Origin of the sequence: Kitasatospora atroaurantiaca (assembly GCF_007828955.1) — a bacterium.
Taxonomy (GTDB): Bacteria; Actinomycetota; Actinomycetes; order Streptomycetales; family Streptomycetaceae; genus Kitasatospora; species Kitasatospora atroaurantiaca.
The window spans coordinates 2,182,929-2,205,175 of record NZ_VIVR01000001.1 but is presented as its reverse complement, the minus strand read 5'-3'; the positions used below and the strand labels follow the sequence as shown (position 1 = coordinate 2,205,175).

Below are 22,247 nucleotides of genomic sequence, written 5' to 3'. Positions count from 1 at the left end.
AAGGGAAGTATCGTCCTACTTCCCTCGCGTGGCGTGTCAGTTTTCGCCGAGCCCGCAATGCTGCCGAGGGTCGTGACTGTCTGCTGCGGCCACGCGGGCGCCTCGAATGGGTCGTCCTCCACGCTGGTGCACGATCTGCGTGAGGTACTCGCTGGTCATCGCGGGGCCCCCATCACGATTCCGTCGAGGGCTCGGATGGTCGGACACCGCCACCGCACGCTGTTGCTGTCCGCGTCCCTGCATTCCTCGCAGCATGTTCCGGCCACGTCCGGCCGGTGCAGCGCGCGTACGGCGTCGATGCGCCGTCGAGCCTTGCGAAGCGCATTCTCCGCGCCACGGAGATGACGGGTCGCATAGTCCCGCTCCTCGACCAGGATCCGGACGGCGGCGCGCAGCAGGCCTGCCTCATCCGGGGTGAGACGCCGGCTGTCGACCTGACCGAGGAGCTCACCGAGTCGGCCCTCGGTCACCTTGTGGGCTCCTCTGCGATCTCGGACTGCGGGGCTTCGGTGACGGTGAACAGGAGCGGCCAGCCGAGGCGGTGGAATGCCTCCTTGAGCTGGGAGACCGTGGCGTTCTCGATGGTGCGGACGATGCGGACGATGCGGTCGACGGGGTCGGTGGCGGGCTGGGGCCTGCCGTTCACGCCGCGGGCTCCTCGAACTGGTGGGTGATGGCGGCGAATTGGGTGGCTTCGTCGTCGGTGAGTGGAGTCTCGGGCGCGGGCCCGTCGTCGTCGGCGGTGCGGCAGAGTGCCGCAACGAGGAGGCAGATCGGCAGCAAGGCGGCGCAGGCGAGCAGGACCCACGCGGAGGCACTCACTGGCCACCTCGCACGGCGTGCAGGCCGAGCGCGTGCCGGACCCCGTCGTACTTCGCGTTGGCGTTGCTCATCCGCTGGATCTGGAAGTCCACGGGCAGTCCGGTCCGCAGACGGCCGAGTTCGGAGATTGCCGCGCACAGCAGCGACCAGCGGCCGTCCATGCGTGCGGGCGCGTCGTGGTCGGGGAACAGGTGGTCGAACTCGTCGTCGGGGAGGATGAGCCGCACGTCGACGTCACGCCACTGCTTGCCGGTCGCGGACGAGCCGACCAGCATCGGGAGGTGACCGAATGCGTCCTCGATCTCCCGGCCGAACGCTTCGAGGTGGAGGTGGGCGGGCATGCCGACGCCGATGATGCCGATCCCGGGGCGTGCGCTCACTCCGTCACCTCGCCGAGGATCTGCCGGGCCACCGCGAGGGCACTGTCGATGAACTGGTTCGGCCAGGTGAGCGCTGCGGCGTTGGCGGCCGCCACGTCCAGCCAGTCAGCGAGGGCGAGCCCGACACCGGGGTTCATCAGGGCGATCCACTGGGCGAACTCCGGCGTTTCGGCGTCGGCGACGTACCGCGTGGTTACGCCGAAGCCCGAGCTGTCGTCGTGCTGTTGGTAGGCGACGATGCAGGGGCATCCGCCGGTCTCGTTGTCGGCGCACTCTTCAACGTGCCAGGGCTGGTCGAGGCCCGGGTCAGGAGCAGTGATGGCGGTTGCTCGCTCCCTGAGGAGCTTCGCGGCGGTGGTGAGGGTCTCGGCGGGGCTTAGGTCGGGCATCGTGCTCCTTCGGGTGGTGGCCCGCCGCGCGGGTACGGCAGCCGGACGGGCGTCAGAGGTTGTCTTGAGGTTGCGAGGGCCTGCACGTGCCAGGCTGGCTCGACGGCTACTACTTGGGGGTGTGGGATGGACGGCGGCGGACACGATGGCGGTCACCACGGAGGTCACCACCACGGCGGGTTCGGTGGTCACCACCACCACAGCGACGACAGCGCCGGCGGGATCCTCAGCCGCAGCCACCACCATGGCGGCCAGTGGCCGAGCAAGCGCGGATGGCTAGTCGTGGCGATCTTCGTGCTGCTGGCCTTTGCCCTCGTGTTCCTCGCGGCTTAGCTGGCGAGCCTCATTGGCGGCGAACAGGTCGAGCTGGAGGTCCGCGCCGCGCTCCGGCTGGGGCTCGCTCAGCTGCGACTCGGTGGCCGGGGGAACCTCGTCCTCGTCCTGGGCATGGCGGGCTCTCTCCTGCGCCAGCCGGGCGCGGCCCGCGTCGGTCAGCAGAAGCTCGCCGTGGCCGTCGGCGAGCAGCCCGCCCCAGATCATCTGGACGGTGGTGTTGCTGACGCCGTGGACCGGGTACTGGACGGGGTCGTAGTGCAGGCGGCCTTCCTCGGCGGCGAGCAGCTGGCCGTACGCCCACCCGCTGACGGGCCGGGTGTCGGGCCACGGGTCGTCCCAGAGGCTCATCGTTCGTTCCTTCCGAGGGGGTGTCTGAGTGCCTGGCGCCGGACGGGGCGTCAGACGGGTACGAAGAGGGAGAGCTGCACCGGAGGCCCGGCCGGCCCGGGAGCCGAGGCGGCCGGTGCCAGACCGGCCTCACCCGCCACATGCCAGGCCGCCATGGCCTCGGCGTCCTCCTGGGTCGGACACCACGAGTCGTCCGTGAGCGGGACGCGCGTGATGATCCGGTTGCAGCAGCTGACCCACCACTCGCCGACGTGGGTGTAGGTGCTCTGCTGGACCAGCGGGGCGTGCTCCACGGCGGGTCCTTCCGGGGTGTCAGGCAGACGGGGAAGCGGCGGGGGCGGCGAGCTTGAGCGGCTCAGCCTTCTGGCCAGAGCCAGGGCATCGGCGCTCGTAGTCGTCGCGGTGCACGGGCAGCCGGCCGCGCTTCGTCAGCTCGAAGATCCCGACCTCGCCAGCGGGGCACTTCCTGCCCTCGTGGCAGATGGCCATGCCGACTGCCCAGGCGCCTGCCTCGGGCACGAACCCGGATTCCATGAGTGCACGATCGGCGCTCCGCTTTGCGGCGTAGGGGCTCTCGGGCGGGAGCGGAGGGAAGCTCAGGACGGGTGTGCCGTAGCTCGCCAGGCGCTCGCGGGCGGCATCGCGCTCGGCCTGGACGGTGGCGAGTTCGGCGCGGACCCGGCCCAACTCGGCCTCGGAGCGCTGCCGCGCCTCGTGCGGGGTGAGCGCGCCGGGGGCGTGCCGCTGGACGACGAGGGTGTATGTCTCCGGGGATTCGGCGATCTTGACGTCGAATTCCAGCTTCGTCTCGGTGTAGTTCGGGGCGTCACCGAGCAGGGTCTTGGCCATCGCGACGTAGGCGGCGGCCATCTCGCGGCCCATGGCGAGGTCCATCTCCCAGCGGCCAGCGCGGAAGTCGGCGTACTTGATGCCGAGCTGCTTCTCCTGGTTCTTGATCCACCGCTTGCGGGCCTTCTCGTCGCGGCCGTCCAGCTCGGCGAGAAGCTCATCGCGTTCGGCGGCGAGGCGGTCCAACTCGGGATGCACCACGGCAAGGACGGCGTTCACGGTCTCGGGCAGCACGGAGTCCGGGTCGGCCTCGGCGTACCGGAGGCCGTGGCCGACAGCGGCCACGATCCGGTCGGCGAGCTGCCCGCCGGTGAGCGGGGTGGTGGTCATCGCTTCTTCTCCTGGTGTGCGGTGCAGTGGTGTCGGCAGCCCTCGCAGGGGCAGCAGCAGCCGCTTCCTTCGCCAGGGCAGATGTTGTAGCTCGGGCCGGAGTGCGTGAGCGCCGCGAGGAAGCGACGCCACCAGGAGGGCGGGGTGGTGGTCATCTCAGCCCTCCAGGGCAGACGAGGCGGGGGTGCTCATCTCGGAGCGCAGGACAGCGGTATCGGTCAGGGCGTTCAGTGCGGTGACCGGCGGGCACGGCCACAGGACGCTGTACGGCGCCCACTCCGGGCCGTCGCCCTCCTCGTCCTTGCAGTACCCACACACCCGGCCGAGGAAGGAGCGGGAGCACAGGTAGCCGTCCTCGCCGTCCATGGAGTGGTCGTTGTCGTACTCGTTCGACCCGTCGCTCTCGGTGCCGTCGTCCACGCAGTCGCAGTCGTCGGCGTACTTGAACACCTCAACGGGCTGGTGGTTGTAGCGGACGATCAGGTCGGGGTAGGTGGCCTCGATGTGCAGCCGGAAGCGCTTCGCCATCTCGGCGGCCGTCTCGTTGTTGTACGTGAGGGGGCTCATCCACAGGGCGTGGCGCATCGCTCCCTCGGCACGGAGCGCGCGGCGCTTCCACTGCTCGGCAGTCAGTTCGGCGGGCGTAGGGGTGGTGGTCATCTCAGCCCTCCCGGGCAGACGGGTCAAGGCGGCGGCGCAGCGTCCACTGGTGGCGGCAGGAGCGGTTGCTGCACACTGCGCGCGTCCGGGTGATCCCGACGTCGTTGGTGACGGTCTGGTATTCGTCCTCTGGGTCCGGGTACTGCGGCCGAACGACACCGTCGGCGTCAACCACGGCCGGGCCCCAGTCGATGAGCCCGACGGTGTCCTCGGCGACGGCGCACGGGCTGCCGCAGCGAGTGCACGCGACCGGCCGAGCGGCGGGCTGCGGGGTGGTGGTCATGGCGTCTCTCCGGCAGTCAGGAAGGTGGCGGGGGCACAGCTGGGGCGGAAGCCGCCGGGCGCCGTGAACGACCAGCCGTCCGAAGGCGGGGAAGGGGGCAGGAGGATGAGCAGCCGTCTCATGAAGGCGTCACCTCGAAGGCCAGCACCAGGTCGTCGCCGTCCTGCGCCATCGTGATGGAGCTCAGGCTGACCCCGTTGGCCTTGGCGGTTCGCTCGGCGATCACATGGAGGGCGGGCAGGTCCCGGACGGAGACGGGCAGTTTCGTGCGGATCTGGACCGTGACCGGGCCCAGGGAACCGCTCACAGTGCGGTCTCGGCGGTGGGAACGGGCTCGTAGGTGACCGCGAAGACGTCCTCCGCGCATGGATAGAACTCGCCCCGGATGCCCTTGATGATCCAGTGCCCGGTGTAGACGCCGACCCACGTGGAGTGCAGCTCGTCGTACACCTGGGCTGTCTGCTCGGGGTCTTCGATCCGGTCGGTGGGCTCGATGACGTCGAAGACCGCCGGTCCGGTGAAGGCGATCACCTCGGCGAGGTTTCCCCCGGTCCACTGGATGGCGTCGATCACGACGGGCCGCTTCCGGAACCGCCCCGGCCCCCAGGGCAACTCGGGGAGGGGCGCAGCGGGGGCCGGGTACTGGTCGGGCATGCGGGGTCTCCACGGGTTCGGGTTGCCTGCCGGCGGCAGGTCAGGGGTCAGGCAGTGGCGTGCAGGCCACACGCGGCGAGGAGTTCGTCCACCTCGTCATCGGACAGGCGGGCGGGGCGGGGCAGAGCGTCGAGTCCGTCACCGATCCCGTCGGCGAGGCCCCGGAGGCGGGCGGCGCGCTCGGGTGAGCGGCGCTCCGCCCGGTCCGCGGCGGCGAGGAGGGCCTCGACCAGGTCGGCGGCCTCGGCCGCGGTGTCGAGTTCGATGGCGAGGCAGATCACGTGCTGCTCCTCGGCTCGGGCTGGTTCGGCGCGGTCAGCCCGCGCTGGTTCGGCGGGGCGGGCGGTGGAACACGGCCCGGACACGGCGCAGCGTGCGGCGTGCGAGGCCGGGCCGCACGCCGTATCCGCGGCGGCCGGCGATGCGGTGTTCCGCCTCGACGAGCTCGGGGTGCTGCATCTCGTCCAGGTCGTGGAGCTGGGCGGGGCCGGCGAGCGGGGAGGCGGCGAGTTCTTCGGCTGTCATGACGGGTCCTCTCGGAGGGAGTGAGGATGGTGCGTCGGTGAAGGCCAGGCGCCGGGGGCTTGGCCCATGGTGGCGCGATCGGCGCCTGTTCTGTCAGCGGAGGTGCGGTCGGTAACACCATCGGGCGCCCGGCCGCGAAGTGATCACGCTTGGCTGCGGGGCTTGTTGGCTCGCGCGGCGCGCAGCCGGCGCCGGTGTCGGCGCCAGGCGCGGGCGTCCGGATGGATCCACCACCCGACGCCCGCGAACACCAGCGGAGCGAGAAGAGCGAGGACTTGGACGGTGGTCACCTCGGCGAGCCGCAGCTGCTGCAGTCGGCCCGGGCCGAGACGTTCAGCTGCCCGCAGGGGCACGTCCACGCGGTGCGGTTCTTCGCCCGGGCCCGCTGGGCGTCGGCGCTGGCAGCCCTGCAGGCCTCGCACGCCGTCTCCTTGCGGTACAGGTGTCGGCGGTAGCCCGCCAGCGTTCCGTGCGGGATCTCGGTGCGGCGGCTCGGCATCGGTTTTGACGTCTGCTTCTTGGTGCGCTTGTCCTCGGCGTTGGCTGCCTTGCACGCTTCGCACGGCGGGTCGTTGTGCCGAAGGTGCCGCAGATAGGCAGCCGGGGTGCCGTGCGTAGCGAGCTTCCGGTTGCCGATGCCACGTCGCAGCCCGACGGCGTACAGCAGCTGCTCAGCTTCCATTTCGGACAGCTCCGGGGACTCGCTCATGACTCACCGTCCGAGTCGTACTCGTCCTGGACCGGCACCGGCACCACGAGGTAGCCGGTCTGCTCCTCGGTGCCGTCGGGACGGCGCAGCCACAGTTCGTGCGGGGCGTCGTCGGCGACATGCACCCACTCCAGGGTCGTCAACAGCCCTGCCTGGAGGGAGGAGTCGCGAAGGTCCGTCTCGCAGTGCTCGCGGCCGGGGCCCGCCGTGGTGTAGGTACCGAGGGGGACGCCGTCCAGCTCGGCCCGCCACACCGTCAACTCGGCGGGCTGGTCCATGGTGCCGTCGGGGTCGATCAGGGACAGGGCAAGCGCCTCGCGGAGGTCGTCGTCGAGGAGCAGGTCGACGGGGCTGCTTCCGTCGAGGGTGGCGCAGCTGACGACGGTGTCCTGACCGGGCTCGGTGGTGACCAGGCGGTCCCAGCGGACACGCAGCCGCTCAGCCGTGCCAGGGCCGGCCGGGATGCTGGTAGCCGGGAGTTCGATGATGCCGGCCGTGGTGAGCTGCGCTCGGAGCCGCTCGATCTCGTGGAGGGCGGTGCCGAGAGCAGCTGAGGCGATCTCGTCGGCGACGCTCGCCGGGATCTGACCGGAGTACAGGCGCTGGAGACACGCCCGGGCATCGCGGCGGGCGAGGTCGGTGATGTCGCCGGTGGACGCCGCGACCTGGCCGGCTCGTTCCTCACGCTCCTGGCGCAGCCGATCGACCAGCTCGCGCTCCATGCTGACGCTCAGCCGGGCATCGTGGCGACCGTGCGCGAGGTACCCGACGAGGGTGTCCTTCGCCTGGTGGAAGTAGAAGCGGCGGCCTTCGCGTTCGGCGATCCGGTCCCACACCTCGCGCTGCTCGTCGGGCAGGTCCCCGAACCAGAACTGGTCGCGGTGGTTGTGCTCGCTGCGTCCGACCCCGCCGATCGCCTCGCACGAGGCCATCCAGAAAGCCTCGGCGGCGGAGCTGGCCACGCCGGACTCCTCCAGGGCCAGCGCGCGGTCATCGAGGCCGGTGGGCATCGGCAGGTACTCGGGCTCTTGGATCTTCATGAGGTCTCTCCTCGGAGGGGAAGGGGTCGTCCGGCGGTGGGTGCCGGGCGTCCGGGGCGGGTCAGACGCCGCCCGGGACTGGGCCGGTGTACCCGGTGTTGTTGTCCAGGACGGCGGCCGTCAGCGACTTCGACAAGCACTCGGCCAAGTGGCCACGGGCCTGGGCGTGCTGGAGCGTGGGCCACTTGGCGGTTCGCTGGAAGTCGGCCAAGGCGTCGAGGAGTAGCTCCATCAGGTCTTCGCCGGCCGGCAGGCCGCGCGGGATGGTGGCGAGGGTGGCGTGCACCTGGGCTTCAGCCAGGTTGCGCATGGCCTCCGGGCTGGTGCCGTCGTTGTGCTCGGGGAAGCCCAGTGATTCGGCCACCAGGCGCTCGGCCTCGCGGTGGTGCCAGATGCTGGCGGACATCAGTCGTTCTCCTTCTCGGAGTCGGCCGGGCAGCCGGTGGCCGGGCGCAGCTGCGCCCATGCGGCGAGGATGGCGGGCAGCGCGGAGTACCAGACGCCGGTGTCCCACAGGCCCGGCCAGTAGGTGCCGCCGCTCGCGCAGGCCTGCGGCCAGGTGTCGCAGCCGCACTGGCCCGCGTGCTGGTAGGCATTGAGGGCCTCGTCCGCGACGTCCCCGAGCAGCTGCTGCTCGGCATCCGTCAGAGCGACCGGCTCCGGAGGGGTGGGCCGGGCGCCGACCACGTTAGTCCCGTCGGGGTGTTGGATGTCGACGCCCCGGTGAGACCAGCGGACCCGGTACGTCCCATCGGGCAGGTCGGCGGTGAGTGCCTTCAGGCCACCCGGGCCGGAGAGGCTGAAGAGCCGGCCGACACGGCAGCGGGCGGGGCAGCCGTCGGGGTGGGCGAGGGCCGCCCTGGTGATGTCGATCGCCAGGCCATGCCAGGGCCCGGCGGTGAGGTGGTCGAGGTCGGTCAACGGGACTCCAGGGTCAGTTATAGGCGTACGCGCGCCACTCGGCGTCGTCGTCAAGGTCGGCGAAGGTGAGGCGGCAGTCATCGCAGTACGGGTCGCCGTTGAGCCCGGGGAGTAGCTCGTCCTCGTCGTCCCAACCGCAGGCCGTGCAAACGGGCTTGCCCTCGGGGTCCGGCTTGGCCACCAGGGCGGCGACGACGGCGAGGCCGACCACCGTGATCTCGACCGCGAGCCACACCAGGTACTGGCTGAGGGTGATGGTCACGGCGTCTCCTGCGAGAGGTGCGGGTGGTGTGGTCAGGGGGTGGACGGCCCGTCGGGGGCCAGGCCGCCCGTTAGGGGGTCAGGCGCGCAGCACGTAGTAGAGGTTTGAGTGGACGCGCACGATGTAGCGTTCGCCGCGTCTCTTGACCAGGCGGGCGCTGCGGTGGCTGGTGAGCGCGTTCCAGGCTTCGGCCGGATCGGCGTGGACGAGCGTGCCGGTGGACCGGTCGTACCGCTCGCAACTGGTGAGCTCCTCCCGGAGCTTGGCGATGATCCCGGTGCTGGTGCGGGCGATGGTCGTCTCCACAGTGGGTCCTCCGGTGTGCTGAGTGGGTGTGGGCGGGGCCGAGGGTGCAGCCCCGCCCGGTTGGTGGTTCAGCGGCCGCCGGTGGCGCGGGTTATGGACTTGCGGCGGACGCAGCGGGGCGTGTGCCTGAGGTCGCCCCAGGGGTCGAGGAGCCGGAACCGGAAGTCGGAGACGCCGTACGCGTCGCGGAGCTTGCAGTTGTGGCAGTCGCACGGCGTGGCGATGTACAGGCCGTGGAAGTCGGTGAGGCTGCCGTGGTAGCTGACGAGGTCACCGGGCTCGATGAGGTCGAGGGCACGGAACAGGCTGTCGGCGGTGCTCATGGCGGGGGCTCCTCTCGGGTGGGGTGGCGGCGCGGAAGCGAGTCGGTGGGCCAGGGAAGGGGGTTGGCCCGGGTCGCGTGTCCGCGCCGCCGGTTTGTGGGCCGCTCAGGCGGTCTCCGAGAAGAGAGCGGCGGCGACGGGCCGGGTGGCCTTGTACGACCAGAGACCGGCGATCAGGGCCTTGTCGTCGGGGGCGTACACGTACACGTGGATCCAGCGGCCGGTGGTGCGGTGCTGGACCCAGGCCTTGAGCGGGTCGCGGCCGTGTGTGGCGCGGTAGGCCTTGACGACGTGGCGGCCGTACCAGGACTGCTGGCCGTCGGGGAGGTCGATGAAGAGGCGGTCGAGCATCTCGCTGGTGCGGATGAGCCAGCCGATGGCGAGGGCGTCGTTGATGGTCCGGCCGTTGAGTGCGGCGTACCAGGCGGCGCGGGTGTTCTGGACGGCCGTGCGGACGGCGGCGGTCATGCGGCGGATGGCGTTTCGGGCGGTGGCGTTCACGGCGTCTCCCTGGAGGTTCGGGGGGCTTCGTCCGCCGCCCTTGTGACTCCAGTATGTAGCCCTACATGTAGGCATGGCAATAGCCCTACGCGTAGTGTTCCAAGATTCTTTGTGGCCCCCGGACTGCGACTGGACCGCCCTACGGCGCAGCCCTACCCGTAGCGCTCCGAGTGTGCGACCATCGCCCTCATGACCTCGCCATCCACCGAGACGCCGCCGACGGACCCGGCAGAACGGGCCAAGATCTTTGCCCGCTACCGACAGGCACTCAAGACCGAGCGCGAACTCAAGCCACTCGTCCGCGTCATGGCCGCCCAGGACCTCAAGGCCGGCACCGCCACCGTGGCTGAACTCGCCCGCAGCACCGGCATGACCGCGGAAGTGTTCCGCCGAATGGCTCGCGACCTCGAAGTACCAGTCGACCCGCGCTACGAGGAGCGCGCGGCCGCCAGCCGCAAGAAGCCGGCAGCCGAAGACTGAACCGTCGGGCCATGCACGCCGCCCGGTCACGCCGCGCGGCGTTTTCGCATGCCCGCGCCCAGTCACCCCTCGGCCCCGCACGCCCGGCACGCGAACCCCTCGGGGGGAAGGTCGGAGCACTGCCAGCAGGCGGGCTCGGCCAACAGCACCTCCGGGCCGACCTGCAGCACTGCCGCGAACGCGATCAGCAGATCGACGCTCATCGCCGGATGTCCGCCGCTGCCCGACACGCCGGTCTCCAGGCGTGTGACGTTCTGCGTGGAGATCGGCATACCGAGGGCCGTCATCTCCTGAGCGAGCTGCGCCGCGGTCATCCCGGCGCGGCGCCGCAGCCGCCGCACGTTGGCCCCGGCGCGGCGCGACACTGCGGTACCTTCCGGGGTCTTCTGGTGCCCCGTCACTGCTGCGCTCCGGTGGGCAGGGCGCGGAGCAGCGCGTCGATCCCGTTGCGGGCCTCGGTGAGGCGGGTACGGAGCTGCGTGGTTGGAGCGGGGAGGACGGGTGCGAGGGCGGGCAGTTCACCGTCGCCCAGGAGGTCGAACAGGCTGAGGCCGAGGGCCTGTGCGATGGCGATCAGGATGTGCAGTTGCGGGCGCTGGTGGCCGGCCTCGATGTTGCCCACGGAGGCGCGCGTCAGGCCGATCGCGCGGGCGAGCTGCTGCTGGGTGAAGCCGCGTGCCTCCCGGCTCTCCTTGGTGCGCTGCCCGATCCGCTCGTACAGGTTGACGATGATGGTGTTCGCCGCGGCCACGCCGAGGTCGGTCATGCCGTCACCGGCCCGGTCGCCTCGATGAGGCTCTGCAGGGGTTCGGCGGCGCCGAGCCACACGAGCAGCGACAGGAACGCGTGAGCGTCCGGGGAGCCGCCGTTCTTCAGCCGGTTGAACGTCGATGGGGAAAGGCCGGTCTCCCGGCCGACCCGGTTCCACGAGAGGCCTCGCTCCTTGCGGTGTTCGTCGAGACGGCGGTGCAGTTCGGTGCAGTTCACCTGGTGGGTGCTCATGACTTTTCCTCAGGGTCGTGGATGCGAGTCGGCCCGGCCGGGCCATCCATGTGAAGGCCGCACACCGGCAGCCAGTGGCGCCAGCCGCGGTACAGGCGCCAGCCGACCGACGGCGAGTTGCAGCCGCCGCCGTCGCAGGAGCGCCCGCCTGCCGGCTCAGCGGGTGGTTCGGGGCGGATGACTGTCCCGGCGGGCCTCGTACTGTCCGCGCCGCGGACCTCGCCGGTCGGCCGCTGGCCGGAGCCCGGGCACACAGCGGTGCCCCTGTTGTGGCGGCGGATCGTCCCGGCGGCGGTGACGTGCCGGGTCCGCCCGCAGCCGGGACAGCTCGTCGCTCTCACCGGCCGGCCGCCGAGTCCCGCACGATGAGGTGGGCGACATGCGTCGGAACGCCGACGCGTTCGAACTCCTCCGCCAGGAGCCGCCCGAGCTCATCCTCATGTGCTTCGAGGAGCCGCCGAAGCGCGCCGCCAATCGCGGCTCTGACGTCACGCACGGGCATGCCGCCGAAGCCTGCCGGGCGGGCCTGGCCGGCGCCCGCACCGGTGCGCAGCGAGGCGAGCAGGGCATCGGCCTCCTCGCGGCGCTCCAGGACGGTTGCCCTCACGACAAGCGCGCGACGGCGCCAGTCCAGGGCCCGCGGTGACACCTCGCCCTTGTGCCTGGCGAGTTGCAGCTTCAGGTCGGTCTCCATGTCCTGCAGGGCTGCCACCCACCGCAGAAGGTTGACCGGGGCGCGCAGCGCCGCTGCCTGCGGGCCCGTCGCCCTCGCGTGGACGTCGTCCCCGACCAGCGCCTGGAACTCCACGGCGTCCAGTCCCGCGACCAGCGCGGTCACCTCGGGCACCTCCACCGGAACAGGCCGAACCGGGCGGCCCGGGCGGCTCGTCAGGTGCGCCCAGCCGCACGGGCAGGTGTAGGCGCGCAGCTCGACCTCCGGCTTGTAGGCCCGGTTGGCGAGCGAGGCCAGCGCTACCGCCTCGGTGGCGAACTGCGTCTTCCACGCGGTCGGGCACTCCGGCTCGCTCACGACGCCTCCCGTCGCCGCTGCGCCGCTGACCGTGCCGCGCGCCGCGCACACCAGGCGCACCGGTCCCGCCCCGGCGCGCGCCTCGCTCCGCAGGAGGAGCAGCCGCCGACTGCGGGCCCGGCCTCCAGCCTCGCCGCGAGGTGCCGCGCGTCCTCCGGCGTCGCGCCGGTCTTCGGCGTCAGCTCCGGCCGTGAGCGCGCGCGGGCCGCAGACGGGAGCATCGCCGCGACCTCCCGCGCCAGCTGGTCGACCGCCTGCACCGGAACATCCCGTGCGAACTGCTCGGCCCAGTCCAGGACGAGGTCACGCACAGCGCTCTGCCGCGCCGTCAGCAGCACCGCCGGCGCGCTCACGCGGCAGCCGCCCGACGCCGGCAGTCCGCGGCGAGCCGCGCGGGAAGACCGCGGCCGGCCAGCGCGTCCGTCTCGCACCGGACGCACCCGCAGATGACCGGCTCGGGCACCGCGTAGCGCGAGACGCGCAGCTGCCCGCTGCGGATCGCCGCGCCGACCATGCCGGCCTGGGTGCGCACGCCGAGCCGGGCGCCGATCCGCGCCAGAGCCTCCTTCACCGCGGTCTCCGTCGTCCCCAGGGCGGCGGCTGCGCCTCGGCGGCCGCCGCCCTGGGCAATCACCGTGAGAACGCGGCGCTCGACCGGTGTGAGCGGGGTCCCAGCGGGCGGAAGTTGCTGACGGGTCATGCGGGGGTCCTTCCAGGGGCGGGTGAGCGGGCGGGACGGGAGTGGCTCTGTGCGGCGAGCTACGGGGCCTGTGCCGGGCGTGTCGGCCCTGCTGGTTCTCCCGGGTCCGGTGGCTGCGGCGGGGGCCGTGTACGGCCCGAGCGGCTGTTCTCGTGAGGAGGCGGTCACGGGCCGGTGTCCGTGGTGAGCCGGGTGGGCAGTCCGGCGGCTTCGTAGCGGGTGGCGTGGGCCTGGTGGAGGAGTCGGCCGGAGGCTGCGCGGCAGGGTTGGCCGGGTGGTGTGTGGCAGTGGGGGCAGGTGACTTGCAGGGCGGGGGGTTTGTTGCGGCGGATCGTTTCGCGGAGGGAGGGCGGGCATGGTTCTCCCTGTGAGGCGGGTGTCATGAGGCGTCCTGGTCGAGTCCTGCTGCGCGGGTCCGGGCGAGGTCGGTGCGGCTGGGGTGTGGGTCGGCGTGTCTGCGGGGTTTGTCGGAGCGTCCGCTGGTGCAGGGCCGGCCGGGGTGTGCTTTGCATTTGGGGCAGGGGACGGCGAGGGCGTTGGCGACGCCGGGGATGGCGCGGGGTGGTGTGGTGCCGATGGCGGCGAGGGCCATCTGGAGTCGTCCGAGGGGTCCGGCTTCGAGTTCGAGGGGGCGTCGGTCGGTGGGGAGTGCTTGTTGGGTGGTGCGGGTGCCGAGGCGGCCGTCGCCTGCTGCGCGGAGGAGTTCGCGTCGGTTGGTGACGGAGTCGATGGGGCTTTCGGTGGGGTCGCCGTCGTAGAGGACGTTGGCGGCTTCGATGCGTGCGGCGCGGATCCGCCGGATCTCGGTGATGATTTCGGAGGGTGCGACGAAGGCTTGGCGGCTGGCGACTGCGGCGGCGGCTTGGCGGGCGTCGGTGAGCTGGTAGCGGCCGAGGAGGTCGTGCCAGGCGTTGGGGGTGTATTCGTCGAAGCGTTGCTGGGGGCAGAGTGCTTTGACGTAGCGGGCGAGTTGGACGGTCTCCTGGGGGGTCACGGGCGGGTCACCTCCTGGGTGGCGGCGTTGGCGCGTTGCATGGCGCGGTGGAACAGGTCGTCGTCGTCGGTGCCGGTGCGGGCGTACGGCTGCTGGGCGGGGGCCGGGTCGGGTTCGTCGTCGTAGGCGCCCTTGTTGAGCCACGTCGCGGGGAGCTTCGTGAACTGCGGGTCGCATCCGGCGCGGTAGGCGGCGTACTGGGTCGCGGCTTCGATGAGCTGCTCGGCGGTGGCGCCGCGCTTCAGGGCGGCCTTCCATGCCTTGGTGGCGTCGAGCTTTGCCTTGCGGCGCGGGTACGCGGCCCAGAACCGGTCGAAGTCGAGGTCGGCTGTTCCCTTCGTGCGCGTTGCAGGTGGCTTCAACGGGTCGTGTTGCACAAGAGAGGTACCTGTTTCTCTTCTCTTCTCTTCTCTTCTCTTTAGGGGTGTGACATTGGTGTGAGTCACACGTGAGTCACGCGTGACATCGGCGTGACGGCCGTCCGCTGGGGGCGGCTTGTCACTGCTGCTGCTGTCGTCACCGGAGGGGTTGTCACTGTCGGTGTTGTCGGCGGGTGGTGTGCGGGCGCGGCGTTCGCGGCTGCGGCGCTGGCGGTCCGCTGCGCGCTGCCGCTTGTCTGCGGCTTCCTTCTGTGTCTCGTTCCACCGCTGCCAGCTGCGGATCTGCCAGCCGCCTTCGACGGGGGTCCACAGTTCCCACTCGACGAGGGAGGCAATGGATTCGCGGACCTGCGGCAGGCCGACGCTGATCACGGGCATGTCGTAGTCGGGGAGGAGGCCCTCACTCTGTGTGCGCTTGGAGTAGGCGAGTGCCCGGATGTAGAGGAGTTCGGCGGCGGGGCCGGCCCGCCGGATGCCTTCGTCCGTGACGTAGTTGACGTCCAGGGGGACGTACAGGCCGGGGGGCTTCATGCAGTGTCCTCGGGGTTGCCGCAGGGGGTGTCACGCGTGACGTGACGGGGTCTGTCACGCGTGACACGGGTTCTGTTGGAGGGCCGTTTTGTGACGTCACATCGCTGTCACAGGGCATGTCACGCGTCTGTCACGCGTGACACCGGTTCAGTGCGGGAGGGCGTGCGCCCGGTCTGGGTGGTGACCCGGGTGGTCGCCGGTCACTGCTTGGCCATCGCGTCGGCGGCAGTGGCAACGGTGGACAGCAGCCAGATCCCCAGCCAGAGGCCGAACCAGATGCGGATCCAGGCGGGGGCGTGGCCGGTGATGAGGACGTAGGCGGCGGGCGGGATCTCGGTGGCGAACGCGAGGAGACGCGCGCCCGCGGACAGGGACTTGGCCATGAAGGCCTTTCGGGGTTGGGGCTCGGCCGTGTCGCGGCCGGGCGGCAGGGCTCAGGGGGCTGAGGGGGCGAGGACCCGCCCCGGTCGGGCCGGTCGCGTGGCCAGCCAGTGCGCGATCTCACGGCACACGGTGAACGCGATGGCGACGATGGCGGTCTGCAGGGCGTCGGGCATGATCTGCAGTTCGAGGCTGTTCGCGGGCGCGACCAGGAGGGCGAGCACAGCGAGAGGGCCCATCACGACGACCGGCAGGTCCAGGGCAACGGACAGGTTCGCCCAGAGCGGCCGCACGTGCAGCGGGATGACGGGCCGCAGGTCGTCGGCCGCCGTGTCCGCGAGAGAGCGGCGGGTGATGATGCCGACCACCGCGATGGCCACGAGGGCCGTCGCGATAAAGAACAGCAGGGTGGACAGCTGGTGGAAGGCGAGCACCAGGAACATGACGGCGCCGAGCGTGGTGATGACGGCGTGGAGCGGCCGGCACCAGCGGTGGGGGCACTGCCGGGTTGCCGTGTGCTGCTGCAGGGAGCGCTTCACTGGACGATCCCGGCGGTCCGGGCAGCGGCGAGCCACTGCGGGTACTCGTCGAGGAGCCGGTCGTACAGGTCGGCGTCTGTGAGTTGGCGCGGGTCGGGGCCGGCCGCGCAGAACCCGGCGTTGTCGACGACCCGCCCCCTGAGCTGGTTGAGGGTGCGCAGGAACGTGAACTCGATGGAGTCCTGGCTGCCGAACCCGACGAACTGCCAGAAGATCGGCATGGCGGCGGATTCGTGGAGCAGCTCGGCGGTCTCGTCCTGGTCGGAGCAGGCGCCGTCGGTCTGGAAGATCACGAACGCGGGGGTGGCCTGTCCGCGGTGCGCGTCGATGACGCGTCGCATGGCCGGCGCGTACCTGGTGCCGCCCCACTTGACGTTGCCGGACCTGCGCAGCGCGTCGATGATGCCGTGGTGCGCGCCGATGCGGGCGTCCTGCGGCTTGTAGGCGGTGTCGTTGAAGAACACGACGGGGACGGTGCCGTCGTCGTCGAGGTTGACGGCCAGGCCGAGGGCCTGCTCGGCGAGGTTCTGGACGGTGCCCTGGTCGTAGTACCACTGCATCGACCCGGAGTGGTCGAGGACCAGGTACACGGCGGCGCGTTCGCTGCCCAGCCCGCGCTTGGTGAGGCTGACCCCGGCGGTCTTGACGAGGCTGACGAGGTCGGGTGCGTGCTCGGCGACGGTGTCGGCGGTGACCGGCGTGGTGCTGGAGGGGGTGCTGGTGTTGCGACGGGCGAAGATGCCCATGGGCTGTTCCTCTGTTTCGGAGGGTCAGCCGGCGGCGCGGGCGCGCCGCCGGAGCTTTCGGTCCGTGGCGGCGGCCCGCACCGCGTCACGGCACGGCTGGCAGGTCGGTGTGCCGAGCTGCGTGTGGTCGTAGTAGCCGCCGGCGCTGCCACATCTGCCCGTCCAGTCGGGCAGCGCCTCCGGGTCACCGATGCGGTCCTCGTCCCAGGCAAGCGGCGGCGCCCAGCGGTTCGCCCGGGCGATGCGCTGGATGCGGCGGGAGTCGACCGCGCGCACCGCCAGATCGGCCGGGCGGGCATCCCACAGCCGGTCGTAGGCTTCGGCGATCCGCTCGGCCGTCGACGCCGCAACCTGCCGCTCCGGGTTGCGGAGCAGCAGGTAGAGGCCGCTCACGGAGAGGCCCGCTGCGTGGGCGATGACCGAGATGGGGAAGCCGAGGCTCGCGAGGGCCTGCACCTTGCGGCGGCTCGCCGTGGCCGGGACCGACTTGCGGCTCGCGGGCGGCCCGGCGGCGGGGAGCCGGACCGCGAGCAGCGCCTCGGCGGTTGCAGGCCGCACGCGCCGCGTCGGAGCGCCGCGGCCGTTGCCGACGGTCAGGTTCCGCACCACCTGCCCCGGCACGGCGGACTGGCGGCTGATCCAGGCCCGGGTCAGACCAGAGGCCAGCAGCTGCCGCAGGTGCTCCCGGACGGGCTGGGCGTCGACGAGCGGCTGCCAGCGCCCGTATGCGACCTGCCGCCGCTTGTTGGCCTTCCAGCGGGCGGCCGCGGTGGTGCACTCGCGGCAGCGGCAGCGGCGCACGGTGTACGTCGAGAGACGGCCGTGCACCAGGGCGGGGCCCGGGTGTGGTGTTTCAGTGGTCACGGCGGTGCCTCTCGGACGTACGGGGGCGGTTCAGGCGGACGGGATGACGGCGGCTGGGGAGGCCGCGCTGGCCGCGCGTTTGACGCGCTTGCACGCGCGGCACCAACGGATGCCGTCCTCCCGGTAGCTGGCGTGGACCGCCAGGTCGTGTCCGCGCCGGCAGTGCGTCACGCGCGGGTTCCTGCCGAGGACGGCCGCGAGGGCCTTGCGGTCGCGGTTGCGGGTCGCGGTGTCGTCGACGTGGCTCGGTTCGACGCACAGCCGCACACCGCATTCGGCTTTCGCGGTGCCGTCCGGCCAGTGCCCGGTGCGGACCTTGAACGCGATCCGGTGAGCGGTGTAGGTGTCGCGCCGGTACCGCATGACCGGGCTGCCCTGCTTGGTCGTCGCGCCGTCCCACATCAGGTGCCCGCCGGCGCCCGGCACGGTCCTTACGCGCCAGCTCTCCACGAGTGAGAGCCCGGCGGGGAAACGCCCCCGTGTCGACGGCAGGCCCATGCCGGCCCGGACCGTGGCCACCCGCTTGGCGTTGATGCCGAGCTCGCGGGCGATGGCCCGGTTCGAACGGCCCGCCGCGAGGAGCGCCCGCACGTGCTCCAGGGACTGTGAGTTCACGATCACGCCGCTGCCCGCCACTTCTTCTTCCAGCGGAGAACCGTGCGCTCGGAGACCCCGACCTTCTCGGCGGCCGCCCCGACAGTGAGGCGGTGCTCCTCGACGAGGATCCGCGCGAGGTCGAAGCGGAAACCGTCGACCGCCGCCGGCTTGTCCTGCACGAGGCGAAGGGCGACGACCGGGTCGACGCCCTGGGTACCGGTGGCAGGCGGGGCGTCGAGGTCGTCGTCGAGCAGCTGCGACGGGTGCGGCCAGCCCTCCCGCTCGGCGCGCCGCAGCGACCGCACCGACGTGCCGGGCACCGCGGACAGGGCCGTGTAGGCGGCCGCGACGCGGTCCGCCGTGCGGCGGGAGAGCGTCACCATGTTCCCGGTGACGATCTGCCGCATCAGCGACGGATCACAGGGTGCCGTCGCGGCGATGAGCTTCAGCGTGTGCCCGGCGGCCACCAGAGCCCGCGCGCGGCGGATCGTGCCGAGCGCGGGCACGGACTGCTGGGGTGCGACGACGTCGACAATGCGCACGGCCGCGATCCGCTCGGCGGTCTTGCGGTGGACACGCCGGTAATGGCCGTTGCGCAGGCGTGAGAGCGTGGCGTGGCTGCACCCAGTCACCTCCTGCAGACGCGCCCAGCTAGCGCCACTGTCGAAGAGAACCAGGAGGCGCTCCTGCACCGGGCCGGCGGGCACGGTGTAGGAGCGGCCCGACGCCTGGGCGTAGTACCGCCGCGCGTTGTAGCGGCGGCGCGCCACGTTGCACGCGTCGCAGTGGCAGCCGGGGACGTTCCCGGAGGGGCGGCCCACCGCGCGGGCATACGTACCGCACGGCGGCAGAGGGCTGCTGCTCACGCCGCCTCCCCGTGAGCGTGCAGCTCGGTGACGATGTCGTCGATACCGATCAGCCCGAGCTTGAATCCGATGGCCACGGCGCTCGCCCGGTCCGACGCCCCGATGCGCTCATTCAGGAGCCGGATATGCACCTTGAGGGTGTTCTCGGTGACATTCAGCCGCTCGGCGAGCTGCTTGGTGGAGAGCCCGTTCGCGACCCCGATCAGGATCCGCCGCTGCTGGTCACTCACCCCGTAGGCGCATGCCCGGCGAGGCCGGTCCGGGCCGAGCTCGACCCGCGCCGCCTTCACGGCGGCGGACGCGAGGATCTCCACCTGGCGCACCGTCAACGGCATGTCCTGCTCCTCGGCGGCCCGCAGCAGCGCACCCGTCACCCGGTGCTGCATCAGCGAGTAGCCGCGCGGCGGAGTCGTCTTCATCGCGCACCCCCGGCCAGCGCCAGCTGCGGAGCGTCGGCCGCACCCCAGCCACCGGGGTGGCTCTCGGCGGGCACGTGGATCACCTTGATGAACGGGATCTCGATGGTGTCCGCAAGCGCCGCGTCCAGGCGGCCCTGCAGCTCGGCGACCTCGTCGGCGAGGCGACGGCGTTCCACCCGCAACTGCGCGTTGTCCAGACGGACGTCCATCAGATTCCGGTACTGATCGGTGATCAGGTCATCGGCCGCCGCGAGCCGGATCCGCAGCACAGCGCAGGCCTGCCGGGCGGCGTCCCGCTCGACGGTCAGGGCGGGGATCCGGTCGGCGGCACGTCTGCGGCCACGGCCACGCAGGAAGATGTTGAGGTTCACACCGGGCTCCAGAGGCTGGTGGTCGAGCACTGCTGGCAGGTCACGGACCCGTCGCGGTGCTGGTGGTGGGGCTGCTCCCCGCCGCAGGGACCCGCGCAGGGCGCGAACCGCTGGGCGTACAGCCATTGGCCGGCCGGGACCGGGCGCATCCGCTTCGCCCGCCGCACCGCACGCACCGCCGGCAGGACGATGCACACGGCGGCCAGGACAAGCGCGAGGCCCGTCAGCGCCGGGGCGTTCACGCGGCCACCGCCGGGGACTGCTGTGCGAGCTTCTCGTTCGCGAGGTCCAGGGCCGCCCGCGCCTCGGCGAGCATCAGGTCGGTGGCCTCCGAGGCGCTCTGGTACCGCAGGATCTGCTCCTGCTGCGACTCCACGAGGGCGTTCGCCTGCCGCAGCTCCCGCCGCAGGCGCTCCGTTTCCGGAGTGGGCACCGCCGGGCGGATCGCCCGGTCGGCGGCAAACCGCGGGTCCGACAGCACCTCGTCCTGCTCGGCAACGAGGCGCCGCAGCCGGCCGATCTCACCGAGGTAGCGGGCCGCACCCCGGGCGAGCCTGCCGATCCGGACGGCGTGATCAACGGCCTCCGCCGACCAGGCGTCCGCCATGCTCGCGCTCATCGCCCGGTGCGTGACGAGCCACCGGGCACTGTCACGCTCCTCGACGGCCTTACTGAGCTGGCCTTCGAGCCGGGCGCAGCGCGCCTGCAGGCGCTTGATGCGGTTCTGCTTGGTGAACAACACGGAGGGCTCCGATCAGGCGGCGTGGAGGGTGGCGGGTCGGTCGTCCAGAAGGCCCCGCCGTACGGCGATGGCGACGGCCTGGACGGTGGTGCGCGCGCCGAGCCGCCTGCGGGCGGACAGCGCATGGTCGTTGACGGTCTCCCGCGCGAGGTGCTGCTCCCCGGCGACCTCGGCGGGCGTCAGCCCGTCGGCGAGAGCGGCCAGTACGCGGCGCTCGGCGGGGGAGAGCTGGCCGGGCGGAGTCGGGTGGCGTCCCATCACGCAGCCTCCGATCCGGCCGCGACCGGCACGCTCCGGTCACCGGCATCGAGCAGGCCGAGCTCGTAGCCCCGGGCGACGGCGTGCGGGCTGGTGCGGGCGTTCAGTCGCCGCCGCATGGTCACGGCCTGGGTCCGGACGGTCTCCGGGGACACGCAGTGGCGTCGCGCGATCTGTGCCAGGGTCAGGCCCTCGGCGAGGCCCTGCAGAACGCGCAGCTCGGCCCCGAAGATCCGCACCCCGGGGGCGGTGACGGTGACGGCCCTCATCGCGGGTCCCCCGTCCCGTGCTCGCTGGCGCGTCGCCGCGCCTCGGCCTGCAGGGCGGCGGCGCGCTCCGCCAGGCGGTTGATCGGGCCGACGGCAGAGACTGCCTGCTGCGGGAGGACCAGCTCGATGTCGAGGCCGGACCCGCAGAGGATCAGCGCCAGCGGCATACCGTCGACCGACCGCGCGCGGATCTGCGCATCCGCGTCGAGCTGCAGCCGCAGGCGCGAGTTGGGGGCGCTCACGAGGCGACCTCCACAGGGAGGGCCTTCAGCGGCCAGGCGCCGTCGATGACCGCGCCAGGATCCTTCTCGGACTCCCGCAGGTGGGTCTGGAAGTCGGCCGCCCAGCGCCGGTGCCACAGCTGCTGGGCGTCGATCAGCTCGGCCGCGCTCATGGCGCCGAGCTGCGGGTACCGGGCGAACAGCGCCTCTGCGACATGCACGGCGGCCGTGGCGTCGGCCTCGGCTGTGTGCCACTCCTGCGGCGCCACCCCGTAGTGCTCGGCGACGTCCTTCAGCTTCCGCGAACCGCGCCGGTACCGGTCCAGCTGCCGGTCGATGACCAGCGGATCGATCAGGCGCAGCGCTGCCCCGTCCACCCTGGACATGACGGTCGGCAGGCCGTGGCGGATCAGCTCGCGGTCAAGAATCGTGAAGTCGAACGGCAGATTGAAGGCGATGACCGGCATGTCCCAGGCGACGGCGGCGACCAGCTTGTCCGCGATGTCGGACAGTGCGGCCGCCGGGTCCTGGCCGGCCAGCGCCATCTCCGTGGTGACGCCGTGGACGTTGCTCGCCTCCACCGGGATCGGCACGCCCGGGTTGATGAGGTAGGTGACGGTGGCGTCCTCGACACCGCCACCGGTGAACACGAGAGCGGCGGTGACGATGCGGTCGCGCTCCACGTCCGTGCCGGTGGTCTCCGTGTCGAAGCCGACCTTGCGGATCGTCCAGAAGGCGGTCACAGCTCCCCCTCGGTGACCTCGATACGGGTGACGCCGTCCCGCTCAGTGAGCTCCACCCGCCCGGTGACGGCGTCGAGCCCCCGGCTCGGCAGGGTCAGCTCGGGCGTGGCGAGCATGCCGGTCAGGAGATAGACGATGACGGCGCACAGCCGGGCGTTCTCCTGCTCCAGAGCGACGGCCGCCGTCCGGGCCCGCTCCAGCGCCTCGGCCTGTTCGTCGACGGGCACGCCCATGAACCGCGCCCAGACGTTGCGGCCGCCACGGATCTCCGCCTCGAACGAGCCACGCGGCAGGTAGGCGGGCAGCTTCCCGGTGCGGATGTTCGAGGCGACGGTCTTCGCCGTGGCCAGCGTCGGGTAGGTCCGCACCGGGTGCCAGACCTCGGGCTCTGCGCGGCAGGCCGCCGCGTGGGGCCTGTGCTTCTGGTAGGGGCGGGGGGATTCGATGGTGCTCATCTCGGGTCCTTGTCCGGGAGG

The 22,247-nt window shown here is 71.8% G+C and carries 47 protein-coding genes; 1 reads left to right on the top strand and 46 read right to left on the bottom strand.

The window, feature by feature from the left end:
- Positions 1–155: 155 nt before the first annotated feature.
- The 22 genes from FB465_RS10145 to FB465_RS10035 form a co-directional block, all read right to left on the bottom strand.
- Positions 156–470: a hypothetical protein gene (locus tag FB465_RS10145; protein WP_145789624.1), complete on the bottom strand. Its 315-nt coding sequence runs from the start codon at positions 468–470 to the stop codon at positions 156–158.
- Positions 467–646 carry a hypothetical protein gene (locus FB465_RS10140; RefSeq protein ID WP_145789622.1) on the bottom strand — a complete coding sequence of 60 codons (180 nt, stop codon included), beginning with the start codon at positions 644–646 and terminating at the stop codon, positions 467–469. Before FB465_RS10140 ends, FB465_RS10145 begins: the two co-directional genes overlap by 4 nt.
- Entirely contained in the window at positions 643–822 is a 180-nt protein-coding gene (locus tag FB465_RS10135; RefSeq protein WP_145789620.1) for a hypothetical protein, read from the bottom strand. Before FB465_RS10135 ends, FB465_RS10140 begins: the two co-directional genes overlap by 4 nt.
- Positions 819–1,202, bottom strand: a complete 384-nt coding sequence (locus tag FB465_RS10130; protein WP_145789618.1) for a hypothetical protein — start codon at positions 1,200–1,202, stop codon at positions 819–821. Before FB465_RS10130 ends, FB465_RS10135 begins: the two co-directional genes overlap by 4 nt.
- A complete protein-coding gene (locus FB465_RS10125) occupies positions 1,199–1,591 on the bottom strand; it encodes a hypothetical protein (RefSeq protein ID WP_145789616.1) in 393 nt (130 codons plus the stop codon). The genes FB465_RS10130 and FB465_RS10125 overlap by 4 nt, the downstream gene beginning before the upstream one ends.
- Before the next feature lie 276 nt (positions 1,592–1,867).
- On the bottom strand, positions 1,868–2,275 hold the full coding sequence (locus FB465_RS10115) for a hypothetical protein (protein WP_145789612.1): 408 nt from the start codon (positions 2,273–2,275) through the stop codon (positions 1,868–1,870).
- Between the two features lie 50 nt (positions 2,276–2,325).
- Positions 2,326–2,568 carry a hypothetical protein gene (locus FB465_RS10110; RefSeq protein ID WP_145789611.1) on the bottom strand — a complete coding sequence of 81 codons (243 nt, stop codon included), beginning with the start codon at positions 2,566–2,568 and terminating at the stop codon, positions 2,326–2,328.
- Positions 2,569–2,587: 19 nt separating this feature from the next.
- The gene (locus tag FB465_RS10105) at positions 2,588–3,454 is read right to left on the bottom strand and encodes a hypothetical protein (RefSeq protein WP_145789609.1); all 867 of its coding nucleotides are present in this window, start codon (positions 3,452–3,454) and stop codon (positions 2,588–2,590) included.
- 156 nt (positions 3,455–3,610) lie between these two features.
- The gene (locus FB465_RS10100) at positions 3,611–4,114 is read right to left on the bottom strand and encodes a hypothetical protein (protein ID WP_145789607.1); all 504 of its coding nucleotides are present in this window, start codon (positions 4,112–4,114) and stop codon (positions 3,611–3,613) included.
- Position 4,115: 1 nt separating this feature from the next.
- The gene (locus FB465_RS10095) at positions 4,116–4,397 is read right to left on the bottom strand and encodes a hypothetical protein (RefSeq protein ID WP_145789605.1); all 282 of its coding nucleotides are present in this window, start codon (positions 4,395–4,397) and stop codon (positions 4,116–4,118) included.
- Positions 4,398–4,515: 118 nt separating this feature from the next.
- The gene (locus tag FB465_RS10090; protein ID WP_145789603.1) at positions 4,516–4,704 is read right to left on the bottom strand and encodes a hypothetical protein; all 189 of its coding nucleotides are present in this window, start codon (positions 4,702–4,704) and stop codon (positions 4,516–4,518) included.
- Positions 4,701–5,051, bottom strand: coding sequence for a hypothetical protein (locus tag FB465_RS10085; RefSeq protein WP_145789601.1), 351 nt, complete (start codon positions 5,049–5,051; stop codon positions 4,701–4,703). Before FB465_RS10085 ends, FB465_RS10090 begins: the two co-directional genes overlap by 4 nt.
- Positions 5,052–5,098: 47 nt before the next feature.
- Positions 5,099–5,332, bottom strand: coding sequence for a hypothetical protein (locus FB465_RS10080; protein ID WP_246192600.1), 234 nt, complete (start codon positions 5,330–5,332; stop codon positions 5,099–5,101).
- Between the two features lie 34 nt (positions 5,333–5,366).
- Positions 5,367–5,576 carry a hypothetical protein gene (locus FB465_RS10075; RefSeq protein ID WP_145789599.1) on the bottom strand — a complete coding sequence of 70 codons (210 nt, stop codon included), beginning with the start codon at positions 5,574–5,576 and terminating at the stop codon, positions 5,367–5,369.
- A 286-nt stretch (positions 5,577–5,862) separates the two neighbouring features.
- Complete coding sequence (locus tag FB465_RS10070) at positions 5,863–6,258, bottom strand: hypothetical protein (protein WP_145789597.1); 396 nt, start codon at positions 6,256–6,258, stop codon at positions 5,863–5,865.
- Between the two features lie 23 nt (positions 6,259–6,281).
- The gene (locus FB465_RS10065) at positions 6,282–7,325 is read right to left on the bottom strand and encodes a hypothetical protein (RefSeq protein WP_145789595.1); all 1,044 of its coding nucleotides are present in this window, start codon (positions 7,323–7,325) and stop codon (positions 6,282–6,284) included.
- 61 nt (positions 7,326–7,386) lie between these two features.
- On the bottom strand, positions 7,387–7,731 hold the full coding sequence (locus tag FB465_RS10060; RefSeq protein WP_145789593.1) for a hypothetical protein: 345 nt from the start codon (positions 7,729–7,731) through the stop codon (positions 7,387–7,389).
- Positions 7,731–8,246: a hypothetical protein gene (locus tag FB465_RS10055; protein WP_145789591.1), complete on the bottom strand. Its 516-nt coding sequence runs from the start codon at positions 8,244–8,246 to the stop codon at positions 7,731–7,733. The genes FB465_RS10060 and FB465_RS10055 overlap by 1 nt, the downstream gene beginning before the upstream one ends.
- A gap of 13 nt (positions 8,247–8,259) precedes the next feature.
- Entirely contained in the window at positions 8,260–8,508 is a 249-nt protein-coding gene (locus FB465_RS10050) for a hypothetical protein (RefSeq protein WP_145789589.1), read from the bottom strand.
- Positions 8,509–8,586: 78 nt separating this feature from the next.
- Positions 8,587–8,814: a hypothetical protein gene (locus tag FB465_RS10045; protein WP_145789587.1), complete on the bottom strand. Its 228-nt coding sequence runs from the start codon at positions 8,812–8,814 to the stop codon at positions 8,587–8,589.
- Positions 8,815–8,882: 68 nt separating this feature from the next.
- Positions 8,883–9,137: a hypothetical protein gene (locus tag FB465_RS10040; RefSeq protein ID WP_145789585.1), complete on the bottom strand. Its 255-nt coding sequence runs from the start codon at positions 9,135–9,137 to the stop codon at positions 8,883–8,885.
- A gap of 105 nt (positions 9,138–9,242) precedes the next feature.
- Entirely contained in the window at positions 9,243–9,638 is a 396-nt protein-coding gene (locus tag FB465_RS10035) for a hypothetical protein (RefSeq protein WP_145789583.1), read from the bottom strand.
- A gap of 189 nt (positions 9,639–9,827) precedes the next feature.
- Here FB465_RS10035 and FB465_RS10030 point away from each other — a divergent pair, with 189 nt between their 5' ends.
- On the top strand, positions 9,828–10,118 hold the full coding sequence (locus tag FB465_RS10030; RefSeq protein WP_145789581.1) for a hypothetical protein: 291 nt from the start codon (positions 9,828–9,830) through the stop codon (positions 10,116–10,118).
- A gap of 62 nt (positions 10,119–10,180) precedes the next feature.
- Here FB465_RS10030 and FB465_RS10025 read toward each other — a convergent pair whose 3' ends face one another.
- The 24 genes from FB465_RS10025 to FB465_RS09920 all read right to left on the bottom strand — a co-directional run bounded on the left by FB465_RS10025 (position 10,181) and on the right by FB465_RS09920 (position 22,226).
- The gene (locus tag FB465_RS10025) at positions 10,181–10,519 is read right to left on the bottom strand and encodes a helix-turn-helix domain-containing protein (protein ID WP_145789579.1); all 339 of its coding nucleotides are present in this window, start codon (positions 10,517–10,519) and stop codon (positions 10,181–10,183) included.
- Positions 10,516–10,884, bottom strand: a complete 369-nt coding sequence (locus FB465_RS35705) for a helix-turn-helix domain-containing protein (protein WP_170290546.1) — start codon at positions 10,882–10,884, stop codon at positions 10,516–10,518. The genes FB465_RS10025 and FB465_RS35705 overlap by 4 nt, the downstream gene beginning before the upstream one ends.
- Positions 10,881–11,120, bottom strand: coding sequence for a helix-turn-helix domain-containing protein (locus FB465_RS35700; protein ID WP_170290545.1), 240 nt, complete (start codon positions 11,118–11,120; stop codon positions 10,881–10,883). The genes FB465_RS35705 and FB465_RS35700 overlap by 4 nt, the downstream gene beginning before the upstream one ends.
- Before the next feature lie 337 nt (positions 11,121–11,457).
- Positions 11,458–12,150, bottom strand: coding sequence for a hypothetical protein (locus FB465_RS10015; protein WP_145789575.1), 693 nt, complete (start codon positions 12,148–12,150; stop codon positions 11,458–11,460).
- Complete coding sequence (locus FB465_RS10010) at positions 12,147–12,503, bottom strand: hypothetical protein (protein ID WP_145789573.1); 357 nt, start codon at positions 12,501–12,503, stop codon at positions 12,147–12,149. The genes FB465_RS10015 and FB465_RS10010 overlap by 4 nt, the downstream gene beginning before the upstream one ends.
- Positions 12,500–12,850, bottom strand: coding sequence for a hypothetical protein (locus tag FB465_RS10005; protein WP_145789572.1), 351 nt, complete (start codon positions 12,848–12,850; stop codon positions 12,500–12,502). The genes FB465_RS10010 and FB465_RS10005 overlap by 4 nt, the downstream gene beginning before the upstream one ends.
- 164 nt (positions 12,851–13,014) lie before the next feature.
- Entirely contained in the window at positions 13,015–13,233 is a 219-nt protein-coding gene (locus FB465_RS37900) for a zinc finger domain-containing protein (RefSeq protein ID WP_425461157.1), read from the bottom strand.
- Positions 13,230–13,844 carry a zinc finger domain-containing protein gene (locus FB465_RS10000; RefSeq protein WP_145789570.1) on the bottom strand — a complete coding sequence of 205 codons (615 nt, stop codon included), beginning with the start codon at positions 13,842–13,844 and terminating at the stop codon, positions 13,230–13,232. Before FB465_RS10000 ends, FB465_RS37900 begins: the two co-directional genes overlap by 4 nt.
- Positions 13,841–14,755, bottom strand: coding sequence for a hypothetical protein (locus FB465_RS09995; RefSeq protein WP_145789568.1), 915 nt, complete (start codon positions 14,753–14,755; stop codon positions 13,841–13,843). The genes FB465_RS10000 and FB465_RS09995 overlap by 4 nt, the downstream gene beginning before the upstream one ends.
- Before the next feature lie 200 nt (positions 14,756–14,955).
- Positions 14,956–15,138 carry a hypothetical protein gene (locus tag FB465_RS09990; protein ID WP_145789566.1) on the bottom strand — a complete coding sequence of 61 codons (183 nt, stop codon included), beginning with the start codon at positions 15,136–15,138 and terminating at the stop codon, positions 14,956–14,958.
- Between the two features lie 51 nt (positions 15,139–15,189).
- Complete coding sequence (locus FB465_RS09985) at positions 15,190–15,675, bottom strand: hypothetical protein (RefSeq protein ID WP_145789564.1); 486 nt, start codon at positions 15,673–15,675, stop codon at positions 15,190–15,192.
- Complete coding sequence (locus FB465_RS09980) at positions 15,672–16,421, bottom strand: VWA domain-containing protein (RefSeq protein ID WP_145789563.1); 750 nt, start codon at positions 16,419–16,421, stop codon at positions 15,672–15,674. Before FB465_RS09980 ends, FB465_RS09985 begins: the two co-directional genes overlap by 4 nt.
- 24 nt (positions 16,422–16,445) lie before the next feature.
- On the bottom strand, positions 16,446–17,285 hold the full coding sequence (locus FB465_RS09975; RefSeq protein ID WP_145789561.1) for a hypothetical protein: 840 nt from the start codon (positions 17,283–17,285) through the stop codon (positions 16,446–16,448).
- A 30-nt stretch (positions 17,286–17,315) separates the two neighbouring features.
- Entirely contained in the window at positions 17,316–17,906 is a 591-nt protein-coding gene (locus FB465_RS09970; protein ID WP_145789559.1) for a hypothetical protein, read from the bottom strand.
- Positions 17,903–18,748: a helix-turn-helix domain-containing protein gene (locus tag FB465_RS09965; RefSeq protein WP_145789557.1), complete on the bottom strand. Its 846-nt coding sequence runs from the start codon at positions 18,746–18,748 to the stop codon at positions 17,903–17,905. Before FB465_RS09965 ends, FB465_RS09970 begins: the two co-directional genes overlap by 4 nt.
- Positions 18,745–19,167 (bottom strand): response regulator transcription factor, encoded by a 423-nt coding sequence (locus FB465_RS09960; protein WP_145789556.1) that lies wholly within the window; start codon positions 19,165–19,167, stop codon positions 18,745–18,747. The genes FB465_RS09965 and FB465_RS09960 overlap by 4 nt, the downstream gene beginning before the upstream one ends.
- A complete protein-coding gene (locus tag FB465_RS09955; RefSeq protein WP_145789554.1) occupies positions 19,164–19,538 on the bottom strand; it encodes a hypothetical protein in 375 nt (124 codons plus the stop codon). Before FB465_RS09955 ends, FB465_RS09960 begins: the two co-directional genes overlap by 4 nt.
- Positions 19,535–19,780 (bottom strand): hypothetical protein, encoded by a 246-nt coding sequence (locus FB465_RS09950; RefSeq protein WP_145789552.1) that lies wholly within the window; start codon positions 19,778–19,780, stop codon positions 19,535–19,537. The genes FB465_RS09955 and FB465_RS09950 overlap by 4 nt, the downstream gene beginning before the upstream one ends.
- Positions 19,777–20,280, bottom strand: coding sequence for a hypothetical protein (locus tag FB465_RS09945; protein WP_145789550.1), 504 nt, complete (start codon positions 20,278–20,280; stop codon positions 19,777–19,779). The genes FB465_RS09950 and FB465_RS09945 overlap by 4 nt, the downstream gene beginning before the upstream one ends.
- A 12-nt stretch (positions 20,281–20,292) precedes the next feature.
- Positions 20,293–20,538: a helix-turn-helix domain-containing protein gene (locus FB465_RS09940; RefSeq protein WP_145789548.1), complete on the bottom strand. Its 246-nt coding sequence runs from the start codon at positions 20,536–20,538 to the stop codon at positions 20,293–20,295.
- Complete coding sequence (locus FB465_RS09935) at positions 20,538–20,807, bottom strand: response regulator transcription factor (protein WP_145789546.1); 270 nt, start codon at positions 20,805–20,807, stop codon at positions 20,538–20,540. The genes FB465_RS09940 and FB465_RS09935 overlap by 1 nt, the downstream gene beginning before the upstream one ends.
- Entirely contained in the window at positions 20,804–21,049 is a 246-nt protein-coding gene (locus tag FB465_RS09930) for a hypothetical protein (protein ID WP_145789545.1), read from the bottom strand. The genes FB465_RS09935 and FB465_RS09930 overlap by 4 nt, the downstream gene beginning before the upstream one ends.
- Positions 21,046–21,771: an exonuclease domain-containing protein gene (locus tag FB465_RS09925; protein WP_246192599.1), complete on the bottom strand. Its 726-nt coding sequence runs from the start codon at positions 21,769–21,771 to the stop codon at positions 21,046–21,048. The genes FB465_RS09930 and FB465_RS09925 overlap by 4 nt, the downstream gene beginning before the upstream one ends.
- Positions 21,768–22,226 carry a hypothetical protein gene (locus tag FB465_RS09920; protein WP_145789543.1) on the bottom strand — a complete coding sequence of 153 codons (459 nt, stop codon included), beginning with the start codon at positions 22,224–22,226 and terminating at the stop codon, positions 21,768–21,770. Before FB465_RS09920 ends, FB465_RS09925 begins: the two co-directional genes overlap by 4 nt.
- Positions 22,227–22,247 lie beyond the last annotated feature (21 nt).

What these genes read in the sequence shown, in the direction of transcription:
- FB465_RS10125 (WP_145789616.1), bottom strand. Translation starts at nt 1,591, where the DNA reads ATGCCCGACCTAAGCCCCGCCGAGACCCTCACCACCGCCGCGAAGCTC.
- FB465_RS10115 (WP_145789612.1), bottom strand. Translation starts at nt 2,275, where the DNA reads ATGAGCCTCTGGGACGACCCGTGGCCCGACACCCGGCCCGTCAGCGGG.
- FB465_RS10105 (WP_145789609.1), bottom strand. Translation starts at nt 3,454, where the DNA reads ATGACCACCACCCCGCTCACCGGCGGGCAGCTCGCCGACCGGATCGTG.
- FB465_RS10100 (WP_145789607.1), bottom strand. Translation starts at nt 4,114, where the DNA reads ATGACCACCACCCCTACGCCCGCCGAACTGACTGCCGAGCAGTGGAAG.
- FB465_RS10095 (WP_145789605.1), bottom strand. Translation starts at nt 4,397, where the DNA reads ATGACCACCACCCCGCAGCCCGCCGCTCGGCCGGTCGCGTGCACTCGC.
- FB465_RS10085 (WP_145789601.1), bottom strand. Translation starts at nt 5,051, where the DNA reads ATGCCCGACCAGTACCCGGCCCCCGCTGCGCCCCTCCCCGAGTTGCCC.
- FB465_RS10075 (WP_145789599.1), bottom strand. Translation starts at nt 5,576, where the DNA reads ATGACAGCCGAAGAACTCGCCGCCTCCCCGCTCGCCGGCCCCGCCCAG.
- FB465_RS10070 (WP_145789597.1), bottom strand. Translation starts at nt 6,258, where the DNA reads ATGGAAGCTGAGCAGCTGCTGTACGCCGTCGGGCTGCGACGTGGCATC.
- FB465_RS10065 (WP_145789595.1), bottom strand. Translation starts at nt 7,325, where the DNA reads ATGAAGATCCAAGAGCCCGAGTACCTGCCGATGCCCACCGGCCTCGAT.
- FB465_RS10060 (WP_145789593.1), bottom strand. Translation starts at nt 7,731, where the DNA reads ATGTCCGCCAGCATCTGGCACCACCGCGAGGCCGAGCGCCTGGTGGCC.
- FB465_RS10040 (WP_145789585.1), bottom strand. Translation starts at nt 9,137, where the DNA reads ATGAGCACCGCCGACAGCCTGTTCCGTGCCCTCGACCTCATCGAGCCC.
- FB465_RS10030 (WP_145789581.1), top strand. Translation starts at nt 9,828, where the DNA reads ATGACCTCGCCATCCACCGAGACGCCGCCGACGGACCCGGCAGAACGG.
- FB465_RS35705 (WP_170290546.1), bottom strand. Translation starts at nt 10,884, where the DNA reads ATGACCGACCTCGGCGTGGCCGCGGCGAACACCATCATCGTCAACCTG.
- FB465_RS35700 (WP_170290545.1), bottom strand. Translation starts at nt 11,120, where the DNA reads ATGAGCACCCACCAGGTGAACTGCACCGAACTGCACCGCCGTCTCGAC.
- FB465_RS10005 (WP_145789572.1), bottom strand. Translation starts at nt 12,850, where the DNA reads ATGACCCGTCAGCAACTTCCGCCCGCTGGGACCCCGCTCACACCGGTC.
- FB465_RS37900 (WP_425461157.1), bottom strand. Translation starts at nt 13,233, where the DNA reads ATGACACCCGCCTCACAGGGAGAACCATGCCCGCCCTCCCTCCGCGAA.
- FB465_RS09995 (WP_145789568.1), bottom strand. Translation starts at nt 14,755, where the DNA reads ATGAAGCCCCCCGGCCTGTACGTCCCCCTGGACGTCAACTACGTCACG.
- FB465_RS09990 (WP_145789566.1), bottom strand. Translation starts at nt 15,138, where the DNA reads ATGGCCAAGTCCCTGTCCGCGGGCGCGCGTCTCCTCGCGTTCGCCACC.
- FB465_RS09980 (WP_145789563.1), bottom strand. Translation starts at nt 16,421, where the DNA reads ATGGGCATCTTCGCCCGTCGCAACACCAGCACCCCCTCCAGCACCACG.
- FB465_RS09960 (WP_145789556.1), bottom strand. Translation starts at nt 19,167, where the DNA reads ATGAAGACGACTCCGCCGCGCGGCTACTCGCTGATGCAGCACCGGGTG.
- FB465_RS09940 (WP_145789548.1), bottom strand. Translation starts at nt 20,538, where the DNA reads ATGGGACGCCACCCGACTCCGCCCGGCCAGCTCTCCCCCGCCGAGCGC.
- FB465_RS09935 (WP_145789546.1), bottom strand. Translation starts at nt 20,807, where the DNA reads ATGAGGGCCGTCACCGTCACCGCCCCCGGGGTGCGGATCTTCGGGGCC.
- FB465_RS09920 (WP_145789543.1), bottom strand. Translation starts at nt 22,226, where the DNA reads ATGAGCACCATCGAATCCCCCCGCCCCTACCAGAAGCACAGGCCCCAC.